The 21,578-nt window shown below is 72.1% G+C and carries 20 protein-coding genes; 11 read left to right on the plus strand and 9 right to left on the minus strand.

Annotated features, from left to right (window positions below):
• Positions 1–211: 211 nt before the first annotated feature.
• Positions 212–1,843 (minus strand): gamma-glutamyltransferase, encoded by a 1,632-nt coding sequence (locus VQ02_RS08035; RefSeq protein WP_048443654.1) that lies wholly within the window; start codon positions 1,841–1,843, stop codon positions 212–214.
• A 461-nt stretch (positions 1,844–2,304) separates the two neighbouring features.
• Between VQ02_RS08035 and VQ02_RS08040 the strand changes: the two genes are divergently transcribed.
• From VQ02_RS08040 to VQ02_RS08075, 8 genes are read left to right on the plus strand one after another with little or no spacing between them, the layout of a single operon-like run.
• On the plus strand, positions 2,305–3,510 hold the full coding sequence (locus tag VQ02_RS08040) for an ABC transporter substrate-binding protein (RefSeq protein ID WP_048443655.1): 1,206 nt from the start codon (positions 2,305–2,307) through the stop codon (positions 3,508–3,510).
• A 38-nt stretch (positions 3,511–3,548) separates the two neighbouring features.
• Positions 3,549–4,403, plus strand: a complete 855-nt coding sequence (locus VQ02_RS08045) for a branched-chain amino acid ABC transporter permease (protein ID WP_083469112.1) — start codon at positions 3,549–3,551, stop codon at positions 4,401–4,403.
• Positions 4,404–4,413: 10 nt separating this feature from the next.
• Positions 4,414–5,412 carry a branched-chain amino acid ABC transporter permease gene (locus tag VQ02_RS08050; RefSeq protein ID WP_048443656.1) on the plus strand — a complete coding sequence of 333 codons (999 nt, stop codon included), beginning with the start codon at positions 4,414–4,416 and terminating at the stop codon, positions 5,410–5,412.
• Positions 5,409–6,194: an ABC transporter ATP-binding protein gene (locus tag VQ02_RS08055; protein ID WP_048443657.1), complete on the plus strand. Its 786-nt coding sequence runs from the start codon at positions 5,409–5,411 to the stop codon at positions 6,192–6,194. Before VQ02_RS08050 ends, VQ02_RS08055 begins: the two co-directional genes overlap by 4 nt.
• Positions 6,191–6,904: an ABC transporter ATP-binding protein gene (locus VQ02_RS08060; protein WP_048443658.1), complete on the plus strand. Its 714-nt coding sequence runs from the start codon at positions 6,191–6,193 to the stop codon at positions 6,902–6,904. The genes VQ02_RS08055 and VQ02_RS08060 overlap by 4 nt, the downstream gene beginning before the upstream one ends.
• A 35-nt stretch (positions 6,905–6,939) precedes the next feature.
• Positions 6,940–8,427 carry a M81 family metallopeptidase gene (locus VQ02_RS08065; protein ID WP_048443659.1) on the plus strand — a complete coding sequence of 496 codons (1,488 nt, stop codon included), beginning with the start codon at positions 6,940–6,942 and terminating at the stop codon, positions 8,425–8,427.
• On the plus strand, positions 8,424–9,185 hold the full coding sequence (locus VQ02_RS08070; RefSeq protein WP_048443660.1) for a FadR/GntR family transcriptional regulator: 762 nt from the start codon (positions 8,424–8,426) through the stop codon (positions 9,183–9,185). The genes VQ02_RS08065 and VQ02_RS08070 overlap by 4 nt, the downstream gene beginning before the upstream one ends.
• Positions 9,186–9,233: 48 nt before the next feature.
• Positions 9,234–10,475, plus strand: coding sequence for a M20 family metallo-hydrolase (locus VQ02_RS08075; RefSeq protein WP_048443661.1), 1,242 nt, complete (start codon positions 9,234–9,236; stop codon positions 10,473–10,475).
• A gap of 48 nt (positions 10,476–10,523) precedes the next feature.
• On the opposite strand, the gene VQ02_RS08080 is transcribed toward VQ02_RS08075, so the two are convergent.
• From VQ02_RS08080 to VQ02_RS08100, 5 genes are all read right to left on the minus strand, one after another.
• A complete protein-coding gene (locus tag VQ02_RS08080; protein ID WP_048443662.1) occupies positions 10,524–10,907 on the minus strand; it encodes a nuclear transport factor 2 family protein in 384 nt (127 codons plus the stop codon).
• A 147-nt stretch (positions 10,908–11,054) separates the two neighbouring features.
• On the minus strand, positions 11,055–11,549 hold the full coding sequence (locus tag VQ02_RS08085) for a DUF3429 domain-containing protein (protein WP_048443663.1): 495 nt from the start codon (positions 11,547–11,549) through the stop codon (positions 11,055–11,057).
• Positions 11,550–11,744: 195 nt separating this feature from the next.
• Complete coding sequence (locus VQ02_RS08090) at positions 11,745–13,358, minus strand: acyl-CoA synthetase (protein ID WP_245239660.1); 1,614 nt, start codon at positions 13,356–13,358, stop codon at positions 11,745–11,747.
• Positions 13,359–13,567: 209 nt separating this feature from the next.
• The gene (locus tag VQ02_RS08095) at positions 13,568–14,776 is read right to left on the minus strand and encodes an ABC transporter substrate-binding protein (protein WP_048443664.1); all 1,209 of its coding nucleotides are present in this window, start codon (positions 14,774–14,776) and stop codon (positions 13,568–13,570) included.
• A 240-nt stretch (positions 14,777–15,016) separates the two neighbouring features.
• A complete protein-coding gene (locus VQ02_RS08100; protein WP_083469113.1) occupies positions 15,017–15,805 on the minus strand; it encodes a sensor histidine kinase in 789 nt (262 codons plus the stop codon).
• Positions 15,806–16,101: 296 nt separating this feature from the next.
• On the opposite strand from VQ02_RS08100, the gene VQ02_RS08105 reads away from it, so the two are divergent.
• A complete protein-coding gene (locus tag VQ02_RS08105) occupies positions 16,102–16,335 on the plus strand; it encodes a hypothetical protein (RefSeq protein WP_048443665.1) in 234 nt (77 codons plus the stop codon).
• A 47-nt stretch (positions 16,336–16,382) separates the two neighbouring features.
• Complete coding sequence (locus VQ02_RS08110; RefSeq protein ID WP_053080282.1) at positions 16,383–16,979, plus strand: sensor histidine kinase; 597 nt, start codon at positions 16,383–16,385, stop codon at positions 16,977–16,979.
• Between the two features lie 7 nt (positions 16,980–16,986).
• Here the strand turns inward: VQ02_RS08110 and VQ02_RS08115 are convergent, their stop codons facing one another.
• On the minus strand, positions 16,987–18,369 hold the full coding sequence (locus VQ02_RS08115) for a mercuric reductase (protein WP_048443666.1): 1,383 nt from the start codon (positions 18,367–18,369) through the stop codon (positions 16,987–16,989).
• A 64-nt stretch (positions 18,370–18,433) separates the two neighbouring features.
• Complete coding sequence (locus tag VQ02_RS08120) at positions 18,434–19,192, minus strand: SDR family oxidoreductase (RefSeq protein WP_048443667.1); 759 nt, start codon at positions 19,190–19,192, stop codon at positions 18,434–18,436.
• Positions 19,193–19,534: 342 nt separating this feature from the next.
• Here VQ02_RS08120 and VQ02_RS08125 point away from each other — a divergent pair, with 342 nt between their 5' ends.
• Positions 19,535–20,992: an FAD-dependent monooxygenase gene (locus tag VQ02_RS08125; RefSeq protein WP_048443668.1), complete on the plus strand. Its 1,458-nt coding sequence runs from the start codon at positions 19,535–19,537 to the stop codon at positions 20,990–20,992.
• 100 nt (positions 20,993–21,092) lie between these two features.
• Here VQ02_RS08125 and VQ02_RS08130 read toward each other — a convergent pair whose 3' ends face one another.
• Complete coding sequence (locus tag VQ02_RS08130) at positions 21,093–21,542, minus strand: MarR family winged helix-turn-helix transcriptional regulator (protein WP_083469114.1); 450 nt, start codon at positions 21,540–21,542, stop codon at positions 21,093–21,095.
• Positions 21,543–21,578: the final 36 nt, after the last annotated feature.

Below are 21,578 nucleotides of genomic sequence, written 5' to 3' on the forward strand. Positions count from 1 at the left end.
CCAACCGGCGGAGGCAGGCCGCGCCCCGTGCGGACCCGGCTCTGCTGGAATGACGCACTGCGAGGACCGCGCCTATCGTTTCAAGCTAGAACCGACCGGCGGCGCGACAAGGGAAACGGGCGGAGTTCCGCGGCCTGCGCGGGCCGCCGAGCCTCCGAATGTTGCTGCTCTTTTGCGCGCTAATGCCCCGCTGGCCGGCCGTCAATGCCGTCTACGTCGATCCGGCCTGCGCTCCGTCGGCGGATGCTCCAGGCCGCGGAACCGCCACCGCGGCGGACCACGGCGAGGCGACGTCGCTGCACGCCGCGGCGGCTCCGCCCTCGGCCCGCACGAAGTTCGGGCAGGCGAAGTTGATCGGAAGGACGCCGTGCTCCACCACCGCGAGCGGCCCTGCGGCGGCGAGCGCGTCCAGAACCTCGGGAGAGAGCCGGGCGTCCGCGCTCGTGCCGTCCGGCCCCGAGACGTCGATGCGGGGCGCGTGGGCCGCGGCATGCGGATCCATGCCGAAATCGATCAGGAAGGCGAGGACCTGGTACACGCTCGCCAGGATGCGGCGGCCCCCGGAGGCGCCGGCGGCGAGGCGCGGGCCCTCGCCCGCCCGCGGCGTGACGATCACCGGGCACATGTTGCAGAGCGGGCGCACGCCGGGGGCGATCGGGTTGGCACTGCCGGGGCGCGGATCGAACCACATCACGCCGTTGTTCATGAGCACGCCGGTCGTGGGCAGCACGACCCGGCTGCCCATCGAGGAGAGCAGCGTCGTCGTCATCGACACCATCATCCCGTCCCGGTCGACGACGGTGAGGTGCGTGGTGCAGGTGTCGCCCGGCTCAGGGCTGGCCGCGCCGAGGCCGGCGAGGCGCTCGGCATAGGCCTGCCGCATGACGCGGGAGAGCGCGGCGAACCAGGCGGCGTCCGGGCCGGCGGCGGGGCGGGGCACCGACGCCATGCCGGCGACGACCGCGGCGAGCGTCGGCGCGGCGGTCAGCCCGCCGGCGGTGTGCACGATCCGGTCGTCGCGCCACGCGATCGTCGGGGCGTCGCGGATCACCGCCCGGCAGCCGGCCAGGTCCTCCCGGTCGACGACCCCGCCGAGGCCGGCGATGTCGGCGACGAGGTCGCGGGCGATCCCGCCCTCGTAGAAGTCCCGCAGGCCGGCCGCCGCCAGCCTCTCGAGCGTCTCGGGCAGGCGGCCGAGCGGCAGGCAGCCGGGCGTGCCCTGGTAGGGCGGCACCGGCGGCTGGCCGCCCGGCAGGTAGATGCGCGCGCTCTCCGCGTAGAGCCGCAGCACCGCCGCCGAGGAGGCGATCTTCAGGGTCGTGAACCAGTCCTGGACGAGGCCGCGGCGCGCCAGCGCCAGCGCGGGCGCCAGGAGGTCGGCGACAGGACGGCCGGTGCCGAACGCCTCGTGCAGCTGCGCGTAGCCCGCGACCGCGGACGGGATGCAGAACGAGAGCGGCCCGTGGACGTTGCGGTCGTCCTCGACCTCCGGCCAGGTGAACAGGTCGCGCTTCTCCCGGCCGTTGAGCGGGTAGTCGGCGGCCCGGGTGTTGCGGCTCGAGACGGGCCCGAAATCCACGACCTTGGCGCGGGTCGCGCCGGCCGGCAGCACGAGCGCGAAGCCGATGCCGCCGAGCCCGCTGTTCCAGGGCTCGACCGCCGCGAGGGCGAAGGCGGTGGCGACGGCCGCATCGGCGGCGTTGCCGCCCGCCGCGAGGATCGCCGCCCCGGCCTCGGCGGCCTCGCGGTTCTGGGCCACGACGATGCCGTCCCTCCCCGCCGCGACCGGCTTCGTCACAGTCCAGTTCTGCGTGCGAATGGGCGAACCTCCGTGGGTCGGCATCCAGTCCTCCGGGCGTCTGCACCGGGCGAGGATGCCCGGCCGGACCAGCCTCGACAATGGCGTCGGGTGCAGCCCTCGCCGGCCTCCCGGAAACGGACCGGGCGGGTTCCCGGCGCCGATCCGGCGTGGGGCGAGCGGGACCGGGCGCGTCACCCGCAGCCGAGCCGAGGCATGCGCTGACTGAGAGATACTCACAGAATATCGGTCGACACTAAAATATCCCATGGATTCGCGAGATTGATCGCTTGCCTGACCACCAAAATATCTCGCTGCATCATCACGACTTGATAGCAGCATTATACGTCGCGCAGCGATGACGACGTCCCGCCCCTGCCGCACCGCACAATATTTTTGCATCTGCACAATATTACAGCACAAGAAGATTGCGTTTGCGATATAACGCCAATGCCGCTATCGATGCGTATAGATAGGATCGTTCAACCGACCGCGAGGATGGTGCCATGCTCGACCGCCGCTCGTTTCTGACCACGTCATCCCTCGCCCTCGCCTCTCTCGCGACGCCGGCCGTGCTGCGCGGCGCCCGCGCCGCGGACGCGGCCCTGGTCGTCGGGGCGCCGCTGCCGATGTCGGGTGCCTTCGCGGCGAACGGGAAGTTCGCCGCACTCGGCGCCGCCTTCGCCGCCGAGGAGGCCGGCACGGTGCTCGGCCGGAAGGCCGCCGCGCGCGACCTCGACACGGAGGGCAAGCCCGCCACGGCGGCCCGGCGGGTTCAGGAGGCGATGGCGGAGGGCACCCGGCTGTTCGCCGGCGGCATCCTCTCGTCCGAGGCGCTCGTGATGGGCAAGGAGGTGACGAACGGCGGCGGCGTGTTCTTCACGACGGCGGGTGCCGACGAGATCACCGGCACGGAGTGCAACCGCGGCACCTTCCGCTGGAGCGTGCCCACCCACGGGGCGATCGCCCAGACCGTGCGCCCGCTGATCGAGCAGATGCCGAACGCCAAGCGCTGGTACACGATCACGCCGCAATACGTCTTCGGCGAGGGGCTGCTCGGCGCCGCCAAGGCGGTGTTCAAGGAGAAGGGCGTCGAGCACGTCGGCAACAGCTACCACTCGCTCGCCGAGAAGGAGTTCAGCGGCTACCTGACGAACGCCATCGCGGCCAAGCCCGACGTGCTGCTGATCCTGAGCTTCGGCGCACAATCCTCCGACACGCTGCGGCAGGCCGTGAGCTTCGGGCTCAAGAAGCGCATGACCATCGTGCTGGCCTGGGCGTCCGGCCTGGAGCAGTTCGAGGCCCTGGGCGCCGACCTGTGCGAGGGCGTCTATTTCGGCGCGCAGTACTGGCACGGCGTGGACACGCCGCTGAACAAGGCCCTGGTGGCCAAGGTGCGCGAGACGCGCAAGTTCAGCCCGAACTACTCGTTCGCCGGCTCCTACCTGCTCACCAAGCTCCTGCTCGACGCCGCCGCGAAGGCGGGGTCCACGGAAGGCCCCGCCGTGGCCAAGGCCCTCGAGGGCCTGACCTATGCGGGCCTCACCGGCGACGAGGAGGTCCGCGCCGCCGACCACCAGGTCATCAAGAACTACTACCTGCTCAAGGGCAAGCCGAAGGCGCAGATGGCCGACAAGGACGATTTCGTCGACGTGGTCAGCTCCGGAAAATCGTTCCTCTCGCCCGAGGCCGCCGGCTGCAAGATGACCTGAGGCGCACGACGGATCGGCCCGGCGGCGCGGAGGCTCGCGTGACTTACCTGTTTCAGATCCTCAACGGCATCGGCCTGGGGATGCTCTACTTCCTGCTCGCCGTGGGACTGAGCATCATCTTCGGGCTGCTACAGTTCGTGAACTTCGCGCACGGCGCCTTCTACATGCTGGGGGCCTACCTCGCCTACACGATGGTCGAGGGCGGGGTGAGCTTCTGGCTCGCCCTGCCGCTGGCCTTCCTCGCCGTCGGCGCGCTCGCCGCCCTGACAGAGGCGGTGCTGCTGCGCCGGATCTACGCCCAGGCGCACACCTTCCACATCCTCGCCACGGTCGGCCTCGCGCTGGCCGTGCAGGAGATCGTGATCATCGTCTGGGGGCCGATCGGCGGGAACCTCGCCCCGCCCGACAGCCTCTCGGGCGTCGTGATCCTCGGCGACTTCATCTACCCGGAGTACCGGCTCTTCGTGATCGCGCTGACGGCGGTGCTCGCGGGCGGGCTGTGGTGGCTCCTGGAGGGCACGCGGCTCGGTGCGATCGTGCGCGCCGGCTCGGAATCCCCGGAGACGATGGGGCTCCTCGGCTACGACACCCGGCGCATCAACACGGCGGTGTTCGGGCTCGGCGCCGGGCTGGCGGGGCTCGCCGGGGCGCTCGCCGCGCCAATCCGCGGCGTCGACCCGTTCATGAGCGTCGAGGCGCTCAGCGTCGCCTTCGTGGTCGTGGTGGTCGGCGGCATGGGGAGCTACGCGGGCGCGCTCGCGGCTGGCCTCGCGGTCGGCATCGCCCAGAGCCTGATGGCGACGCTGTGGCCCGAAGGGGCCCGGCTGATGATCTATCTTGGCATGGCGGCGGTCATCGTGACGATGCCGCGCGGGCTGTTCGGACGAGCCTGAGGAGATCGAGATGACCCGCCTCCTCGAACGCCCCCTCGTCCATTTCGGGCTCGCCGCGGCGACCGCGCTGGTCCTGCCGCTCGTCCTGCGCTCGGGCACGCTCGCGAGCGAGATCCTGATCTACGGCCTGGCCGCGGCCGCCTGCAACCTGCTCCTCGGCTACACGGGACTGCTCTCGTTCGGCCAGGGCATCTTCTTCGGCCTGGGCAGCTACGCGGCCGGCCTGCTCCTGCTGCGCGCCGGCTGGCCCGCCGTCGCGATGCTGCCGGCGGTGGCGCTCGTGGGGGCGGCGACGGCGGCCGGGGTCGGCTGGCTGTCGATCCGCCGGCAGGGCGTCTACTTCGTGATGCTGACGCTCGCCTTCTCGCAGCTGTTCTACTTCCTGTCCTACACGTTCAGCGACCTGACGGGGGGCGACAACGGCCTGCTCAACGTGCCGCGTCCGCGCCTCGGCGGACAGGCGCTCGCGGACCCCTGGGCCTACTACGCCTTCGTCGCCGTGCTGTTCCTGGCGCTCTTCGCCGCCCTCCAGCGGGTGGCGCTCTCGACCTTCGGCCGCACCCTGCTGGCGATCCGCGACAACGAGGCGAGGGCGAGCGCCATCGGGTTCCCCGTCCGCGCCTTCAAGGTCGCGGCCTTCGCGATCTCGGGCGCGGTGACGGCGCTCGCCGGCGCGCTGCACGCCATGCTGATCGGCGTCGCGCCCCTGTCGAACATCGAGTACCACACCAGCGAGACGCTGCTGATCATGACGATCATCGGCGGGGCCGGAAACCTGTTCGCCTCGGTGCTGGGCGCCGCCTTCTACCTCGTGGCCGGGGATCTGCTCTCGGCGATCTGGCCGCGCTGGCTGCTGCTGCTGGGCGCCCTCCTCGTCGCCATCGCCCTGTTCATGCAGCGCGGCCTCTGGGGCCTGATCGAACGGGCCGCCGCGCGTCTCGCGCGCGAGCCGCGCCCGGACGCCGATGCGTCCGCGGACGCCACCCTTCCGGAGGAGAGCCGCCCGTGACCGCCGCCTCCCACACCGCCGAGCCCGCCCTCGCCGCCGACGGTCTCGGCGTACGCTACGGCAGCTTCGTCGCCCTCAAGGACGTGACCCTGCGGGTGCACGCGAACAGCGTCCACGCGATCATCGGGCCGAACGGGGCAGGCAAGACCACCCTGTTCCACGCCCTCACCGGCCGCGTCCGCCCGGCGAGCGGGCGCATCACGCTCGGCGGGCGCGACATCACCCGCACCCGCGACGACGACCGGGTGCGGCTCGGCCTCGCCCGCTCGTTCCAGGTCACGAGCCTGTTCGCCACCTTGAGCGTGCGCGAGAACCTGCGGCTCGCCGCCCAGGGACGCACGCCCTGGGCCGCCCTGGCGCCGTGGCGCCGGGTGCCGGATCGGGACGCCGCCCTCGACACCGCGGACGCGCTCCTCGCGCGCCTCGACCTCGCGGGCGTCGCGGGCCGGCCGGCGGGGGAGCTCTCGCACGGCCAGCAGCGCCGCCTGGAGGTCGGCATGGCGATGGCGGCGCGGCCCCGGGTGATCCTGCTCGACGAGCCGACCTCCGGGATGGGCACCGACGACATCGGGGCGATGACCGACCTGATCCGCGACCTCGGCCGCGACCACACCGTGCTGTTCATCGAGCACAACATGGGCATCGTGATGAACATCAGCGACACCGTCACGGTGATGCGGGCCGGCGAGGTCCTGGTCGAGGGCCGCCCGGCGGAGGTGCGCGACGACCCGGAGGTGCGCCGGGCCTATCTCGGCAACATGATCACGGGGGACCTGCGATGAGCGCGGGCGCGGCTTTGCGTCTCGACGACGTCCACGGCTACTACGGCAAGAGCCACATCCTCCAGGGCGTGAGCCTGGAGGTGCACCCGGGCGAGATCGTCTGCCTGCTCGGCCGCAACGGCGCGGGCAAGACCTCGACGCTACGCAGCGCCAGCGGCCTCCTGCCGCCGCGCCGCGGCCGGGTGACCTTCGGGGGGGCGGAGATCGCCGGCTGGGCGCCGCACCGCATCGCCCGCGCCGGCCTCAGCCTCGTGCCGGAGAACCGCGGCATCTTCGGCCTGCTCACGGTCGAGGAGAACCTGCGCATCGCGGTGCGGAAGGGCTCGCCCTGGTCGCTCGCCGACATCCATCGGATCTTCCCGCGCCTCGAGGAGCGACGCCGCAACGGCGGCGCCCAGCTCTCCGGCGGCGAGCAGCAGATGCTCTCGATCGCCCGGGCCCTCCTCAACGGTCCGAAACTCCTGATGCTCGACGAGCCGGTCGAGGGGCTCGCCCCGGTCATCGTCGAGGAGATCGTCGCCCAGATCCGCCTGATCCGCGACGCGGGCGTGCCGATCCTGCTGGTCGAGCAGAACCTCGCGGTCTGCACCGGCCTCGCCGACCGGCACTACATCCTCGAGCTCGGCCGGATCGCCTATCACGCCAGCGGGCCGGACTTCGCGCGCGACGAGGCGGCGCGCGACCGCTTCCTCGGCGTGAAGGCCCATTGACGCCCCCTCAGCCCTGCCATCACCCGGAAGCCGCCATGCGCATCGTGACCGCTCGCCTCAACCACGAGACGAACACCTTCTCGCCGCTGGCGACGCCGCTCGCCGCCTTCCGGCCGCTCTGGGGCGAGGAGGCCCGCGCGGCGGGCACGGGCAGCGCCACGGCGCTCGGCGCCTTCCTGGCCTTCGCGCAGGCGCGCGGCGCCACCGTGGCGGTTCCGGTCTCGGCCCACGCCAACCCGAGCGGGCCCGTCGCCGACGACGCCTTCGAGGCCCTGTCCGCCGCGATTCTGGCGGCGGTGTCGGAGGGGTGCGACGCCATCCTCCTCGACCTCCACGGCGCGATGGTGACCGAGAGCCTGGACGACGGCGAGGGCGAGCTCCTCGCCCGGATCCGCGCGGTCGCACCGGACGTGCCGCTCGGCGTGGCGCTCGACCTCCACGCCAACGTCACGCCCGGCATGGTCGCGGCGGCGGATGTCATCATCGGCTTCAAGACCTACCCGCACGTGGACATGGCCGAGACCGGGGCGCACGTCGCCCGCCTCGTCGGCCGCATGCTCGACGAGGGCCTGGCGCCGCACCAGGCCTGGTGCCACCCGCCCCAGCTCGCCCACACCCTGCGGATGGACACCCGCGTGCCCGGACCGATGGCCGACCTCGTCGCCGCCACGCGCGCCATGGAGGCGCGACCCGGCATCCTCGCGGCCACGCTCTTCGGGGGCTTCTCCCTCGCCGACCTGCCCGAGGCCGGCGCGTCCTTCGTCGTCGCGGCCGAGAGCGCCGAGCAGGCGCACGCCGCGGCGGCGGAGCTCGGCGCTGCGCTCTGGTCGCGCCGGGCGGAGTTCGTCTACGACGAGGCGCCGCTGGCGGAATCCCTCGCCGCGGCGCGCGCGGCCGCCGAGGGGCCGGGCATCGGCCCCGTCCTGCTCCTCGACCACGGCGACAACTGCATGTCGGGCGGCACCTGCGACGTGATGGACGTGCTCGCCGCCTGCCTGGAGGCCGGCCTCGACGGGATCGTCGCCGGGCCGATCTGCGACCCCGATTCCGTGGCCGCCCTGTTCGCGGCCGGGACCGGCGCCGCGGCGGAGATCCGGCTGGGCAACAAGGTGGCGCTGCCGGGCTTCCCGGCCCAGGCCCCGCTCGCGCTGACCGGCCGGGTCGCGTCGCTCGGCGACGGCAGCTACGTCGTCACCGGCCCGACCTATACGGGGCAGCGCTTCTCGATGGGCCGCGCCGCGGTCCTCGACACCGGCCGGGCGCGCGTGCTGGTGACCGAGGAGCCGCACGAGCCCTGGGACCTCGCGATCTTCACGCAGAACGGCATCGATCCCCGGGCGGCGCGGTTCCTGGTCCTCAAGTCGCGCATGTATTGCCGGCCGGTCTTCGAGCCGATCGCCCGGGCGGTCGTCGAGTGCGCCAGCGCCGGCGTCACCAGCTCCGACTACCGCCTGTTCCCCTTCGCCAAGCTGGCGCGGCCGGCCTACCCGCTCGACCGGGACGTGACCTGGGGGCCGCGGTGATCCCCGACGACGCGGAGGCGGCACCGCTGCGGCGGATCAAGCTCTCCGATCAGATCGCCGAGGACCTGCGCCGGCGCATCGCGCGCGAGCGGATGGAGCCGGGGCAGCGCCTGCCGAACGAGCGCACGCTGATGCAGCATTACGGCTGCGCCAAGGGGACGATCCGGGAGGCGCTGAAATCCCTGGAGGTGCAGGGCCTGGTGACGATGCAGCCCGGCCCGAACGGAGGCGCCGAGATCCGGCCGATCTCGATCGACGCCGCGGCCCAGCAGCTGCGGCGCTTCCTGCACTTCCGGAAGCTCGACTTCACCCAGGTCTACGCCGTGCGGCGCAGCCTCGAGGTCGCGCTCGGCGCCAGCATCGTGGGCCGGATCGACGACGGCACCCTGCAGCAGCTGGCGAGCAACATCGAGGCCTGCCAGGCGGCGGCCGATGCCGGCGACCTCGCCCGCGGGCGCATCCTGGAGCTGAAGTTCCACGACATCCTGTGCGATGCCAGCGACAACGCGCTGCTCGCCTTCATGTGTCGGTTCCTGAACAGCCTGCTGCGCGACCTCGTCGAGTTCCGCAGCGGCAGCGCCACGGAATACGAGGCTTTCGGCGCGCACAACATCGACAGCCATCGCCGGCTCGTCTCCGCCTTCCGGGCCGAGGATGCCGAGGCGGTCGAGGCGGTGATGCACGAGCACATGTGCTGCGCCGAGCACTTCATGCGCCGGCTCGACGCCGCCTTTCACCGCGATCTCCTGAGCGGCTGACGGGCGCGGTCGAGTTCGCGCGCAGACGGCAACACGAGCGAGGACGGAATGCAGAACCTGACGATCAACGCCGGGCGCCTGTGGGACAGCATCCACGAGACGGCGCGGTTCGGGGCCTGCGACGGCGGAGGCGTCGATCGGCTCACGCTCACGGACGAGGACAAGCGCGTCCGGGACTGGTTCTGCGACACCGTCGAGGCGCTGGGCTGCACGGTCACCGTCGACGAGGTCGGCAACATGTTCGCGCACCGCCCCGGAAAGCGCGACGACCTGGATCCGATCGCGATCGGCAGCCACCTCGATACGCAGCCGACCGGGGGCAAGTTCGACGGCATTCTCGGCGTCCTTGCCGGCATCGAGATCCTGCGGACCCTCGACGAGGCCGGCTACATCACGAACGCCCCCCTGGAGATCGTGAACTGGACGAACGAGGAGGGCACCCGCTTCTCTCCGGCGATGCTGTGCTCCGGCGTGTTCGCGGGCGTCTTTCCTCCCGACTACGCGTGGTCGCGGACGGACCGCGACGGCATTCGCTTCGACGACGCCCTCGACCGGATCGGCTATCGCGGCACGGAGAAGGCGGGCGGCCACCGGCTCGGCGCGATGTTCGAACTCCACATCGAGCAGGGGCCGATCCTGGAAGCGGAGAACTGCACGATCGGCGTCGTCACCGGCGTCCAGGGTGCGCGCTGGTACGACGTTCGCCTCGCGGGAAGCACCGGGCATACCGGCGCGACCCCGATGCGCCTGCGGCGGGATGCCCTCGTCGGCGCCTCCGAGCTCGTCCTGGCCGTTCAGCGGATCGCGCAGGACCACGGGCCGGAGGCCGTGGCGTCGGTCGGGCGGATCGACGTCGCACCGAATTCGCGCAACGTGGTCCCGGGCGAGGTCTCGCTCAGCGTCGACCTGCGCCACCCCGACGACGCGACGCTGGCCCGCATGGCCGAGAGCTTCGAAGCGGAGCTCGGGCGGATCGCCGACCATCACGGTCTGGAGCGGGATCTGACACCTGTCTGGGACTCGCCCGCGGTCCGGTTCGCACCGGAGCTGATCGCCCGCGTGGAAGCCGGCGCGGAGCAGGCCGGCCTCCGTCACCGGCGCCTCGTGTCCGGCGCCGGGCACGACGCGGCCTACATCGCACGCGTGACGCCGACCACGATGGTCTTCGTGCCCTGCCTCGGAGGGGTCAGCCACAACGTCGCGGAATCGACCACGCTCGACGAATGCCGGGCCGGCGCGCAGACGCTCCTGAATGCCGTCATCGCGCATGACAATAGTCTCATAGATTGATACCAGCGCGCTTTCGCATCGGCACCGCGATGCGAAAGCGCGCTGGTATCAGAACATCCCGTTCGGGTTGGCGGAGGTGTCGGTCAGGACCTGCAGCACGTCCCAGTGCTCGACGATCCTGCCGTCCTCATCGAGCCGGAAGATGTCGATGGCGGCGTAGTCGTGATCGCCCGGCCAGTGCTGGAGACAGTGCAGCACGACCATGTCGCCCTCGGCGAGGACCCGCTTCACCTCGACCCGCTTGCCCGGCCATTCCCGCGCCATGCGCTCGAAATAGGCGATGAAGCCGTCCTTGCCGGTCGCCACGTGCGGGTTGTGCTGGATGTAGTCGTCGCCGGCATAAAGCTCGATCGCCTCGCGCGGCCGGCACGCGTTGAACATCAGCTCGTAGAAGGCGACCACGGTTGCCTTGTTGCGCGCGAGGTTGGTCATGTCGCCTCTCCACGAAGACCAGGAACTGGCCGCTCGTCCCGCCAGCCGAGCCGCGTCGCGCCCGACCGGAGGGACAGTCATCACGCTCGTCGAACCGGGGATCCTGCCTCCTCGCCGACAGCGACCGGACGTCGGGGAAGAGCGCCGCTAGGCGCGGGAGAGCAGGACGAGGAGCGCCGCGAGGCTTGCCAGCGCGACCGGCATCTGGATCGGGCGCAGGCGCGCGAAGGACAGGGGCGCCTCCCCGCGCCGGGCGGCGATCGGATCGAGCACCGCGATCAGGCCGAAACCGACGAGGAGGCAGACCGTGGCGGTCGCGGCGCTCCCCAGCACGACCGCCACCAGCGCGCCCCAGCCGAGGGCGAAGAGCGCGAGCATCGTGGCGATCTGCGCGAGCGTCGCGCCGCCCTCCGTGCGGAAGCTGACGCCGCGGCGCACGCCGGAGAGGAACAGCAGGATCGCGCAGCCCCACAGGAGCGTGAGGGTCAAGGCCATCCGGCCGGGATCACCCGCGAGCCACCAGGCCGCGGCCGCCCCCGCCACGAAGGGCAGCATGGGGCCGAAGCCGAGCACGAGGCTGAGCCAGGGCACGGCCCGGGGCTCGTGGACCGTGAGGGTGCGCCCGGCCGCGTCCTCTCGCATGGTCGCGCTCTCCTGTTGCCCTCCTACCTAAGTCGCCGCGGGCGCGCCGCTACACCTGGAGCGGAACGGCCGCTGGAATTCCGCTCGGCCCCTGTCGGTCAACACGACGCCGGCCGAACGGCCTTCGCCCCGGCCGGCGTCGACCGGGGGCGGCCGCGACGCCCTCGCGGGCGCCGTCGCGCGGGCGAGGTGACGTCATCGGCCGCGGGCAGTCTCCTCGGCGGGCCAGGCGAGGTCGGCGTACTGCGTCCGCAGCTCGCGCTTGAGGAGCTTGCCCGCCGTGTTGCGGGGCAGGTCCTCCTGGAACAGGATGCGCTTGGGCACCTTGAACGGCGCGAGCCCGGTGCGGCAATGGGCGATCAGCTCGTCGGCCCCGGCGGTTTCGCCCGATCGCAGCACCACGATCGCGGTCACGGCCTCGATCCAGCGCGGATGCGGCAGGGCGATCACCGCGACCTCCGAGACGGCCGGATGGGTGAACAGCACCTCCTCGACCTCGCGGCTCGCCACGATCGTCCCACCGGTCTTGATCACGTCCTTCACCCGGTCGACGACGGTGATGTAGCCCTCCTCGTCCATCACGCCGACGTCGCCGGAGTGGAACCAGCCGCCCCGGAAGGCCTCGTCCGTCTCCTCCGGCTTGTCCCAGTACCCGGCCATCAGTTGCGGCGAGCGGTGGACGATCTCGCCCCGCTCGCCCGGGGCGACGTCGCGCATCGCGTCGTCGACGACCCGCGTCTCGACGTTGAACACCGGGCGGCCGCAGGAGGCCGGGCGGGCGTCGTGCTCCTCGGGGCGCAGCACCGTGGCGAGCGGCGCGATCTCGCTCTGGCCGTAGCAGTTGTAGGGCTGCGCCCCGGGCAGGCGCGCGCGCAGCTCCTCGAGCACCGGCACCGGCATGATCGAGGCGCCGTAATAGACGTGGCGCAGGCAGGCGAGGTCGCGCCGCGCGAAGTCGGGCGAGCGCAGGAGGCTGATCCACACCGTCGGCGGGGCGAAGAATGAGGTGAGGCGGTGCTCCTCGATCAGCCGCAAGCAGGTCTCGGGGACCGGCGCCTCGATCAGCACCGTCTCGGCACCGGCGAGCAGCTGGGGCATGGTGAAGGCGTGCATCTGCGCCGTGTGATAGAGCGGCAGCGCGGCGAGCGCCCGGTCCCCGGGGCCGAAATCGAGCGCGACGATGCAGCTGAGATACTCGGCCAGGAGCCCCCGGCTCGTCATCATGGCGCCCTTGGGCGCCGCGGTCGTGCCCGAGGTGTAGAGGAGCTGCACCACGTCGTCGTCCGCGACCGGCACGTCGACCGGCGCGACGTCGCCGTCCGCGCCCGCCAGGGTCAGCACGTCGAGGCCGCTGCCGCCGAACAGCGTCCCAAACCACGGCCCCCTCCCCTCGTCCAGGGCCTCGCGGGCGTTCCCCGCGAGGGCCGGATCGACGATCAGCGCCCGCGCGCCCGACTGCTCGACGACGTAGCGCAGCTCGCGCCCGGTCAGGGCGTAGTTGACCGGGACGTGGATGATTCCGGCCCGGGCGCAGGCGAGCCACAGGATCAGGTACGCGTCCGAGTTGCGCCCGAGCGCACCCAGCCGGTCGCCCCGGGCCAGCCCCGCGTCGAGCAGGCCGCGGGCGACCCGGTCGACGGCGCGATCCAGGGCGGCGAAGCTCCAGCGCCGGTCGGCGAACGAGAGGGCGGTGCGATCGCGGTGTCGCCGCGCCGTACGGCGCAGGGCGTCGGAGATCGTGTCGCGCCGGGCCCGCGCGGCCTCGTGCCCGGCGGGCGTCCCGTCCGATCCCATCTCACCCGAGTTCATGGCGCATCCTCCCTGGGCCTTCGTCATGGCGTGCCTTTTCCAGGCATCGTTCCGCCGGCCGGACCGGCCGTGGCCGAAGCGGCCACCGGTTCGGCGACGAGAATGACACAGAAACGGAAACCCGAGCAGAATTGCGCGGCGCAACTCCGCCCGGGTCCGGAGCCGAGCACCCCGCCGGCGGCGTTCCCGGACCGACGGGGCGGGCCGCGCTACTGCGACCTGGCGACGAGGCGGCAATTGCTCTCGGCGAGGGGCCGGAAGGCCTGCTCCGGCGGGATCGCGGAGATCAGCTTGTAGATGTCGTTCCGGCCCTTCGACTCCGCCGGCGACTTCACCTGGAACAGGTACATCGTGTGCATCTTGCGGCCGTCCTCGCGGATGCTGCCGGGCCCGAAGACGGGATCGTTGGTCGGCATCTGCTTCATCTTCGCCAGGACCTGCCCCGCCTCCTTGGAGCCGACCGCGTGCACGGCCTTGAGGTAGTGCAGCACGGACGAGTACACGCCGGCCTGGACCGAGGTCGGGTTGCGGCCCTGGTGCGCCCGGGCGAACCGCTCGGCGAAGTCCCGGGTCTTGTCGTTGAGGTCGGAGTAATAGGCCTCGGTGAGGACCAGGCCCTGCGCCACGTCGAGCCCGATGGCCTGGATGTCGCTGGAGAAGACGAGGAGACCGGCGAGCTTCTGCCCGCCCTGGGTGATGCCGAACTCCTTGGCCTGCTTGATGGCGTTGATGGTGTCGCCGCCCGCATTGGCGAGCCCGACGACCTTGGCGCCGGAGCCTTGAGCCTGGATCAGGAAGGACGAGAAGTCCTGGCCCGGGAAGGGATGGCGCACCTTGCCGACGACCTTGCCGCCGGCCTGGAGCACCACCGCCTCGGTGTCGCGCTCGAGCGCGTGGCCGAAGGCGTAGTCGGCGGTGACGAAGAACCAGGTGTCGCCGCCGGCCCGGACCATCGCGCCCCCGGTGCCCCGGCTGAGGGCGTAGGTGTCGAAGGTCCAGTGGATGGTGTTGGGCGAGCACGCCTTGCCGGTCAGGTCCGAGGTGGCGCCGCCGGAGACCAGCAGGATCTTGTTCTTCTCCCGGGTGATCTCGTTCACCGCGAGGGCGACCGACGAGGTCGGCACGTCGACGATGACGTCGACGCCCTCCTTGTCGTACCAGGAGCGGGCGACGTTCGCGCCGATATCGGGCTTGTTCTGGTGGTCGGCGCCGACGACCGTGACCTCGATGCCCTTCTCCCTGGCCTTGAAGTCCTCGACCGCCATCCGGGCGGCCGCCGCCGATCCCTCCCCGGTGATGTCGGCATAGACGCCGGAGCGGTCGTTCAGCACTCCGATCTTGGTCCTGATCTGCGCCTGCGCGTCCGCAGCGCTCATCACGCCGAGCAAGCCGGCGATGACGGCCTTCCATGGGCTCATGTGATCCTCCCGCTGCGCACGCCTGGCTTCGAGCGGCGTGCTTCAGCTGATTGGCGTTTCCTGCAACGTTCGTCTTCCCGTCTGCGCGGGATGCCGGAGGGCCTCTTGCTGGACCGCGCTCGGAGCGTACCTGCCATGCGTCCCAAGCATGAGCGTAGCGGCCGTCAGATCCTCCGTCAACGACGGCCCGGGCCGATCCGCGTGACGAGGCCGGGTCCGCCGATCGACGCGGACGAATCGTCAGATGATGCGCGCCGACGCGGGCGCCTGTCGGTCATGATCTGCCTCGGCCAGCCCGTGCGCGAAGGGCCGCGACAGGGTCACGCCGAAGACCGATCCCCGGCCGCAGCGGGATTGCACGCCGACCGGATGGCCGAGCGCCTGGGCGGTCTGGCGCACGATGTGGAGCCCGAGTCCCAGCCCGGTCCCGTCGCGGCGGCCGGCCCGGTCGAAGGCCTCGAAGATGCCGGCGAGACGCTCCGGCGCGATGCCCGGCCCGTCGTCGTGGACCTCGACCGCGATCCGGCCCCGCCGACGCCGGCACCCGACCACCACCCGGCCGCCCCGGCCCGCATACTTCACGGCGTTGCCGACGAGGTTGCGCAGGATCGTCGCAAGCATCGCGGGCTCGCTGCTCGCCCACAGCGCCGAGGGGCGGACCTGCAGCCGGACCCCGACCGCCTCGGCGTAAGGCTGCCATTCCGCCGCGACCGCGGCGAGGAGCGGGCCGAGGGGCACCGGGACGAGGCGCACGGGTGCGTCGGCGACCTGCGACGAGCGGGCCAGGTCGTCGAGTTCGCGGCCGAGCCGCAGCAGGGCGTCGCTGGCGAGGTCGAGCCGGGCGGCGGCGCGGGGCGCGACGCCGTCGGAGACGGCGCACTCGATTGCCATGAGGGCGACCTGGAGCGGCTGCTTAAGATCGTGCCCGGCCACCGCGAGGAGCCGGGCCATGGCGCTGCGGGCGGCCTCGGCGCGGAGCAGGGCGTCGCCGGCCGAGGCACCACCCGGAATCGCCACCATGAGTCCCATTCCAGCCTCCTTCGCCGGCCCCGATCCGGGCGCCGCATCCATGGCGGGACCATGCATGGCGGCGTCCCGGGGCGAAATCATACGGAGGTTTGCCCAAGGCACCGCGGGACGTTGTCTGCCGCCGCGGCCGGGATCGTCAGGTGCGGGAGCCCGCGAACCTATACGCCGGTATGATGAAAGCGCCGCCATCATGACGAGGACAGACGCGCGGCTGAGTGTTGCGCTTGCCTGTGCGGGATAGATCTCGCTCGTCCCGGGGTGACGGCCCCGACCTTTCGACGAGACGAGACAAGATCATGACGAACCGGCACTTCCTCTGCCTGCTTCTCCTCACGGCCACCACCGGCGGCGCGGCCGCGCAGGACGCCTCGTCCGCCTACCGGTACTCGGGCCAGCATGCCGGCGGACCCGCCGGCGCGCTCATCCCCCGCGGGACGCCCGCCCCGGTGGCGCATCGCCCGGTCGATCCGGCCTATCGCTACGCCGGCAGCCACGCGGGCGGCCCGGCCGATGCACTGATCCCGGAGTGAGGACAGAAGATCGGACCCGCCGGCCCTGCGAACCGCCCCGCGGGGCCGTGCGGCCGGCCGAGCGGGCGGTGCGCGACGGCATGCGGGCGAGCCAGATCGTCCAGCGGCCCCGCGAGCAGCTCCGGCGCGACCGGCGCGAGCCCGAGATCGTCGACCTGCGCCACCTCCTGGCCGAGGCCGCGGGCCTCCTCGACCGGAAGATCCTCGCCGCCTCGGCGACCCTGCGGACGATCGTCGCCGTGGACGAGGCCCGCATCCTCGCCGACCGGGTCGAGCTGCAGCAGGTCGTCGTCAACCTGGTGACGAACGGCCTGCACGCGATGCGCGCCGTGCCCGAGGCCCGGCGGGAGCTGAAGGTCGCGCTCACCGCCCCGTCGCCGGGGCATGTCCGGCTCTCGGTGCACGACAGCGGCACCGGCATCGCACCCGAGCAGCTGCCGGGGCTGGTCAACCCGTTCTTCACCACGAAGCCCGACGGGATGGGCATCGGGCTGGCCATCTGCAAGGCCATCGTCGAGGCTCATGGCGGCACGCTCAGCGGCCGCAACAACGAGGATGCGGGCGCGACCCTCGAGGTCGTGCTGCCGCTCTGCGACCGGGCCGCCGGGAACCGGGCGGCGGCGGAGCCCGCCGCCGGCGCCTGAGGGCCGGTCAGCGCGCGGGCACGCCCGCGAACAGGCTGTTCAGCCCCTCCGCCGCCGTCGGGTGGGCCAGGATCGCGTCGCGCAGGGCCTGGTAGGGCAGGCCCGCGAGCATCGCCACCTGCACGGCGGCCATGACCTCGCCGGCATCGGTGCCGAGCATTGCGAAGCCGAGGATGCGGTCGTCCGGCCCGATCACCGCCTTCATGAAGCCCTCCGTCAGGCCCGTGGTCCGGGTGCGCAGCACCGCCCGCATCGGCAGCTTCGCGACCCGGATCTCCGCGCCGCCCGCCCGCGCCTCCGTCTCGCTGAGGCCCACGCGCGCGAGCGGCGGGTCGGTGAACAGGCAGTAGGGCATCTGCCGGCCGGCGGTGGAGCGCTTGCCGCCGGCGAGCGCGTCGCGGATCACCCGGAAGTCGTCCGCCGAGGCGTGGGTGAAGGCCGGGCTGCCGGCGCACTCGCCGATCGCCCAGATTCCCGGCGCCGTCGTCGCGAGGCGGTCGTCGACCCGGATCGTGCCGCGCCCGGTCAGCTCCACGCCGGCGAGGTCGAGCCCGATCCCGTCGATGTTGGGCGTGCGCCCCGCCGCGACCAGGATGTGGCTGCCCGCCACCACGGCCTCGCCCTCGCCCGAGCGCACCACGGTCTCGACGGCCTCGCCCGAGCGGCCGCTCACCCGCACCACCTCCGTGCCGGTGCGGATCACGATCCCTTCTGCCGCGAGGAGCCGCGCCAGCTCGTCCGCCACATCCGGGTCCTCGCGGCCCGCGATCCGGGGGCCGCGCTCGATCACCGTGACGGCGCTGCCGAACCGGCGGTAGGCCTGCGCCAGCTCGAGGCCGACATAGCCGCCGCCGAGGACGACGAGGTGGTCGGGCAGCGCGTCGAGCTCGAGCGCCTCGATGTTGGTGAGCGGGTCCGCCTCGCGCAGGCCCGGCACCTCGGGGACGTCCGGGCGCGTGCCGAGGTTCAGGAAGATCCGGTCGGCCGTCAGCGTCCGCGAACCGCCCGCGTTCAGCGCGACCGCGATCGTTCTCGGCCCGGTGAACCGCGCCGTCCCCATGACCAGCTCGGCGCCGCTGTCCCGGTACTTGTCGAGGTGCATCTCGACGAGGCCCGCGACCATCGCCCGCTTGCGCCCGACCACGCGGCGCATGTCCACCGCGACCGGGCCGGTCTCGACGCCGTAGCGGCCGGCGCTCCTCGCCAGATGCGCGACCTCGGCGCTCCAGATCTCGTTCTTGCTCGGCAGGCAGTTGGTGTTGGGGCAGGACCCGCCGATCCAGCGGCGCTCGACCACCGCGACCCGCTGCCCCGCCTTCGCCAGATCCCAGGCCAGGAACTTCCCGCCCTCGCCGCTGCCGATCACCACGGCGTCGTAATGCTCGCTCATCCCACATCCTCCTCGTAACGGGCCGGTGGCGGACGGGCCCCGCGGCCCGCCCGGGCGCGTGGCGTCAGACCGGGATCGGGTCGGCGACCAGGGCGGCGTTGAACGCGTTGACCATCGCGTGCTCGTTCGCGCCCGGGTTGTCGCGCACGGAGCGCACCGCCTCGACCACGACCTCCTCGGCCTCCGTGCCGAGCCCGGCCATCGTCTCGGCGATGAAGGCGTCGAGGGGCATGGCGCGCGGATCGCCGCTCTTCCTGATCAGGTCGGTGTCGACCCAGGGCGGCGCGATCTCCTGCACGGTGACCCGGGTGTTGCGCAGCATGAAGCGCTGGGCGAGCGTGTAGGCGTGCAGGGCCGCCTTGCTGGCCGAGTAGACGGCCGTGCTCGCCAGCGGCAGGAAGGCCAGCACCGAGGTGTTGTTGATGACCGTTGCCCGCGGCCGCGCCTTGAGGTGCTCGATCAGGGCGGAGGTCATCCGGATCGGCCCGAGCAGGTTGGTCGTCAGGATCGCCTGGGCGACCGTGTCGTCGATCACGCCGGACGCGTCGTCGAAGGGCATGATGCCGGCGTTGTTGAACAGCACGTTGAGCGCCGGGAACTCGGACACGAGCGTGGCGGCCACGGCCTTGATCGCCGCGGGATCGCCGATGTCGAGCTCGACCGCCCTCATCCCCGGATTGGCCGCCGTGACCTCGTCGAGGAGCGCCCGGCGGCGGCCCGCGACGATCACCTGGTTGCCGAGCCGGTGAAAGGCCTCGGCGAAGCCGCGGCCGATGCCCGAGGTGCCGCCGGTGATGAGGATCGTGTTGCCGGTGAGTTGCATCGTTTCGTCTCCACGCGAGGGTGCCGGACGGCCGATTTCCGCACCGGGGAACGGGCGAACCGTTCGCCCCTTCCCGCGGCTTCCGGCGGTCGGGCGCCGGGCGAGGCGGATCGGTCGTGCTGCTGCTTCGAGAAAAAGCCGGGCCCGTGGACCGATGGGCCGGCGACGAGGATCAATCTAGCGATCCGGCCCGGCCGCGATATCGACGCGTGGTTTGAGCGTGGTCACACCTTCCGCGCACCTGCTCATACGAAGGTTTCATGTTAGCCCTCTCGTCTCGGTGCGCCAGCGTTCGGCCCATCGGCCTGGCTCGTCATGTCGGCAAGGTTCCAGGAGGCAGCGATGGCGAACATCCTCGTGGTCGGCGCAGGTCCCGTCGGTCTCACCCTGGCGGCGGAACTGGCCCGCTACGGGATCGGCGTCCGCCTCATCGACCGCAGCCCGCGCGCGACCGAGACGTCCAAGGCCCTGGTGGTCTGGTCGCGCACCCTCGAGCTCATGGACCGCATGGGCTGCACGGGCGGGTTCCTGGAGGCGGGGCTGCGCGCCCATGGCGCCTCGATCCGCAGCGGCGGGGCCGTGCTGGGCCGCCCCCGCTTCGACGACGTCGCGAGCGCCTACAACTTCGCCCTGATGATCCCGCAGCGCGAGACCGAGCGCCTCCTCGCCGTGCACCTGCGGTGCTTCGGCGCCGAGGTCGAGCGGCAGGTGGAGCTGGTCGGCGCCTTCGAGGCGGCGGACGGCGTCGAGGCGCGGCTGAGGCACGCCGACGGACGCGAGGAGACGGTGCGAACGCCGTGGCTGATCGGCTGCGACGGCGCCCACAGCACGGTGCGCCACGGGCTCGGCTTCGCGTTCAGCGGCTCGACGCAGGGCGACGACTGGCTGCTCGCCGACGTGCGCCTGGAGGGCGCCGGGGCGCCGGCGCCCGACGAGATCGCCACCTACCTGCATCGCGACGGCCCCTTCGTGGTCTTCCCGATCCCGGGCGGACGCGCCCGCGTCGTCGCGACCCGGGGCAGGACCGATCCGGCCCGTCCCGATCCCACCCTGGCGGACGTGCAGGCCATGATCGACCGGTGGGCCGGCGGGACTTTCCGCGCGGCAGACCCGGTCTGGCTGACGAATTTCCGCATCAACGAGCGCAAGGTCGCGGAGTACCGGCGGGGCCGGATCTTCCTGGCGGGCGACGCGGCGCACATCCACAGCCCGGCCGGCGGCCAGGGCATGAACACCGGCATGCAGGACGCGATCAATCTCGCCTGGAAGCTGGCGATGGTGACGCGCCGGGAGGCGGCCGATGCCCTGCTCGACAGCTACAGCCCCGAGCGCACGGCGGTCGGCGACCTGGTGCTGCGCAATGCCGGCCGCCTGACCGACATGGCGACGCTGGCGCACCCGGCCGCGCAGGCCGCCCGCAACCTCGCCTTGCGCTTCCTGCTCGGCCTCCACGCCGTGCGCGACCGGATGGCCACGACGATGAGCGAGATCGAGATCGCCTATCGCGACAGCCCGCTCTCGCGGGGGCCGGGCTCGGGCGACCGATGGGACCCGCGGCACGATGCCGGCCCACCCGCGGGCAGCGGGCGCGCGCCGCGGTTCGTGCTCTACGCCGCCGACGCGGTCCGGGGGAGCGCGCTGGCGGTACGGTTCCCTGCGCTGCTGGAACCCGAGGCGCGCACGCCGCCGGACGACCGTCCCCTCGTCATCGTCCGGCCGGACGGCTACGTCGGCCTGTCGGCCGCGCGGTGGGACGATGCGGAAGGCTACCTGGAGGCACTCGCAGCGCATCCTGTCTGACGCGTCGCGAGCGGGTCAGCCGCGCGGGAACCCGTTCGACGTACCGAGACGGGCTTCGACGCAGCCGCGTCATGCGCTTTCCGCCCGAGACCAGAGCACATCATCGCTCGCAGCGCATCAGATCCAGCGACTCTTCGAGGACGTTCAGCACATCATCGAGCGCCTTCGCTTGCGCGGGACCAAGGCAGGACAGAAGCTCCTTCTCGCGCGCGAGGAGGAGCGGCAGGAGTTCCTTGTAGACCCTTCTGCCCGTCGACGTGAGCTGAAGCATGATCTCGCGGCGGTCGTCGTCGCTCTCGAGCCGCTCGATGAAGCCGAGCTTCGTGAGCTGGCCCACCGCGCGGCTGATGCGGGATTTGTGCGTGCGGGTGCAGCGCACGACGTAGTTAGCGCTGCGCGGCCCGTCATGCATGCCCAGGGTCGCCATGACCCGCCATTCCGGGACGTCGATGCCGAAGCGCGCGTAATCGGCCGCCAGGGCGTTGCTGAACTCGGTCGCGAGGCGGTTGAGCCGGAACGGCACGAAGCTGAGCAGGTCCAGACGGTCCATGCACCCTCTCGGTCGCCGTGCAGCGGTTCTGGGATT

The sequence above is a fragment of the Methylobacterium variabile genome (genome assembly GCF_001043975.1).
GTDB classification, from domain to species: Bacteria; Pseudomonadota; Alphaproteobacteria; order Rhizobiales; family Beijerinckiaceae; genus Methylobacterium; species Methylobacterium variabile.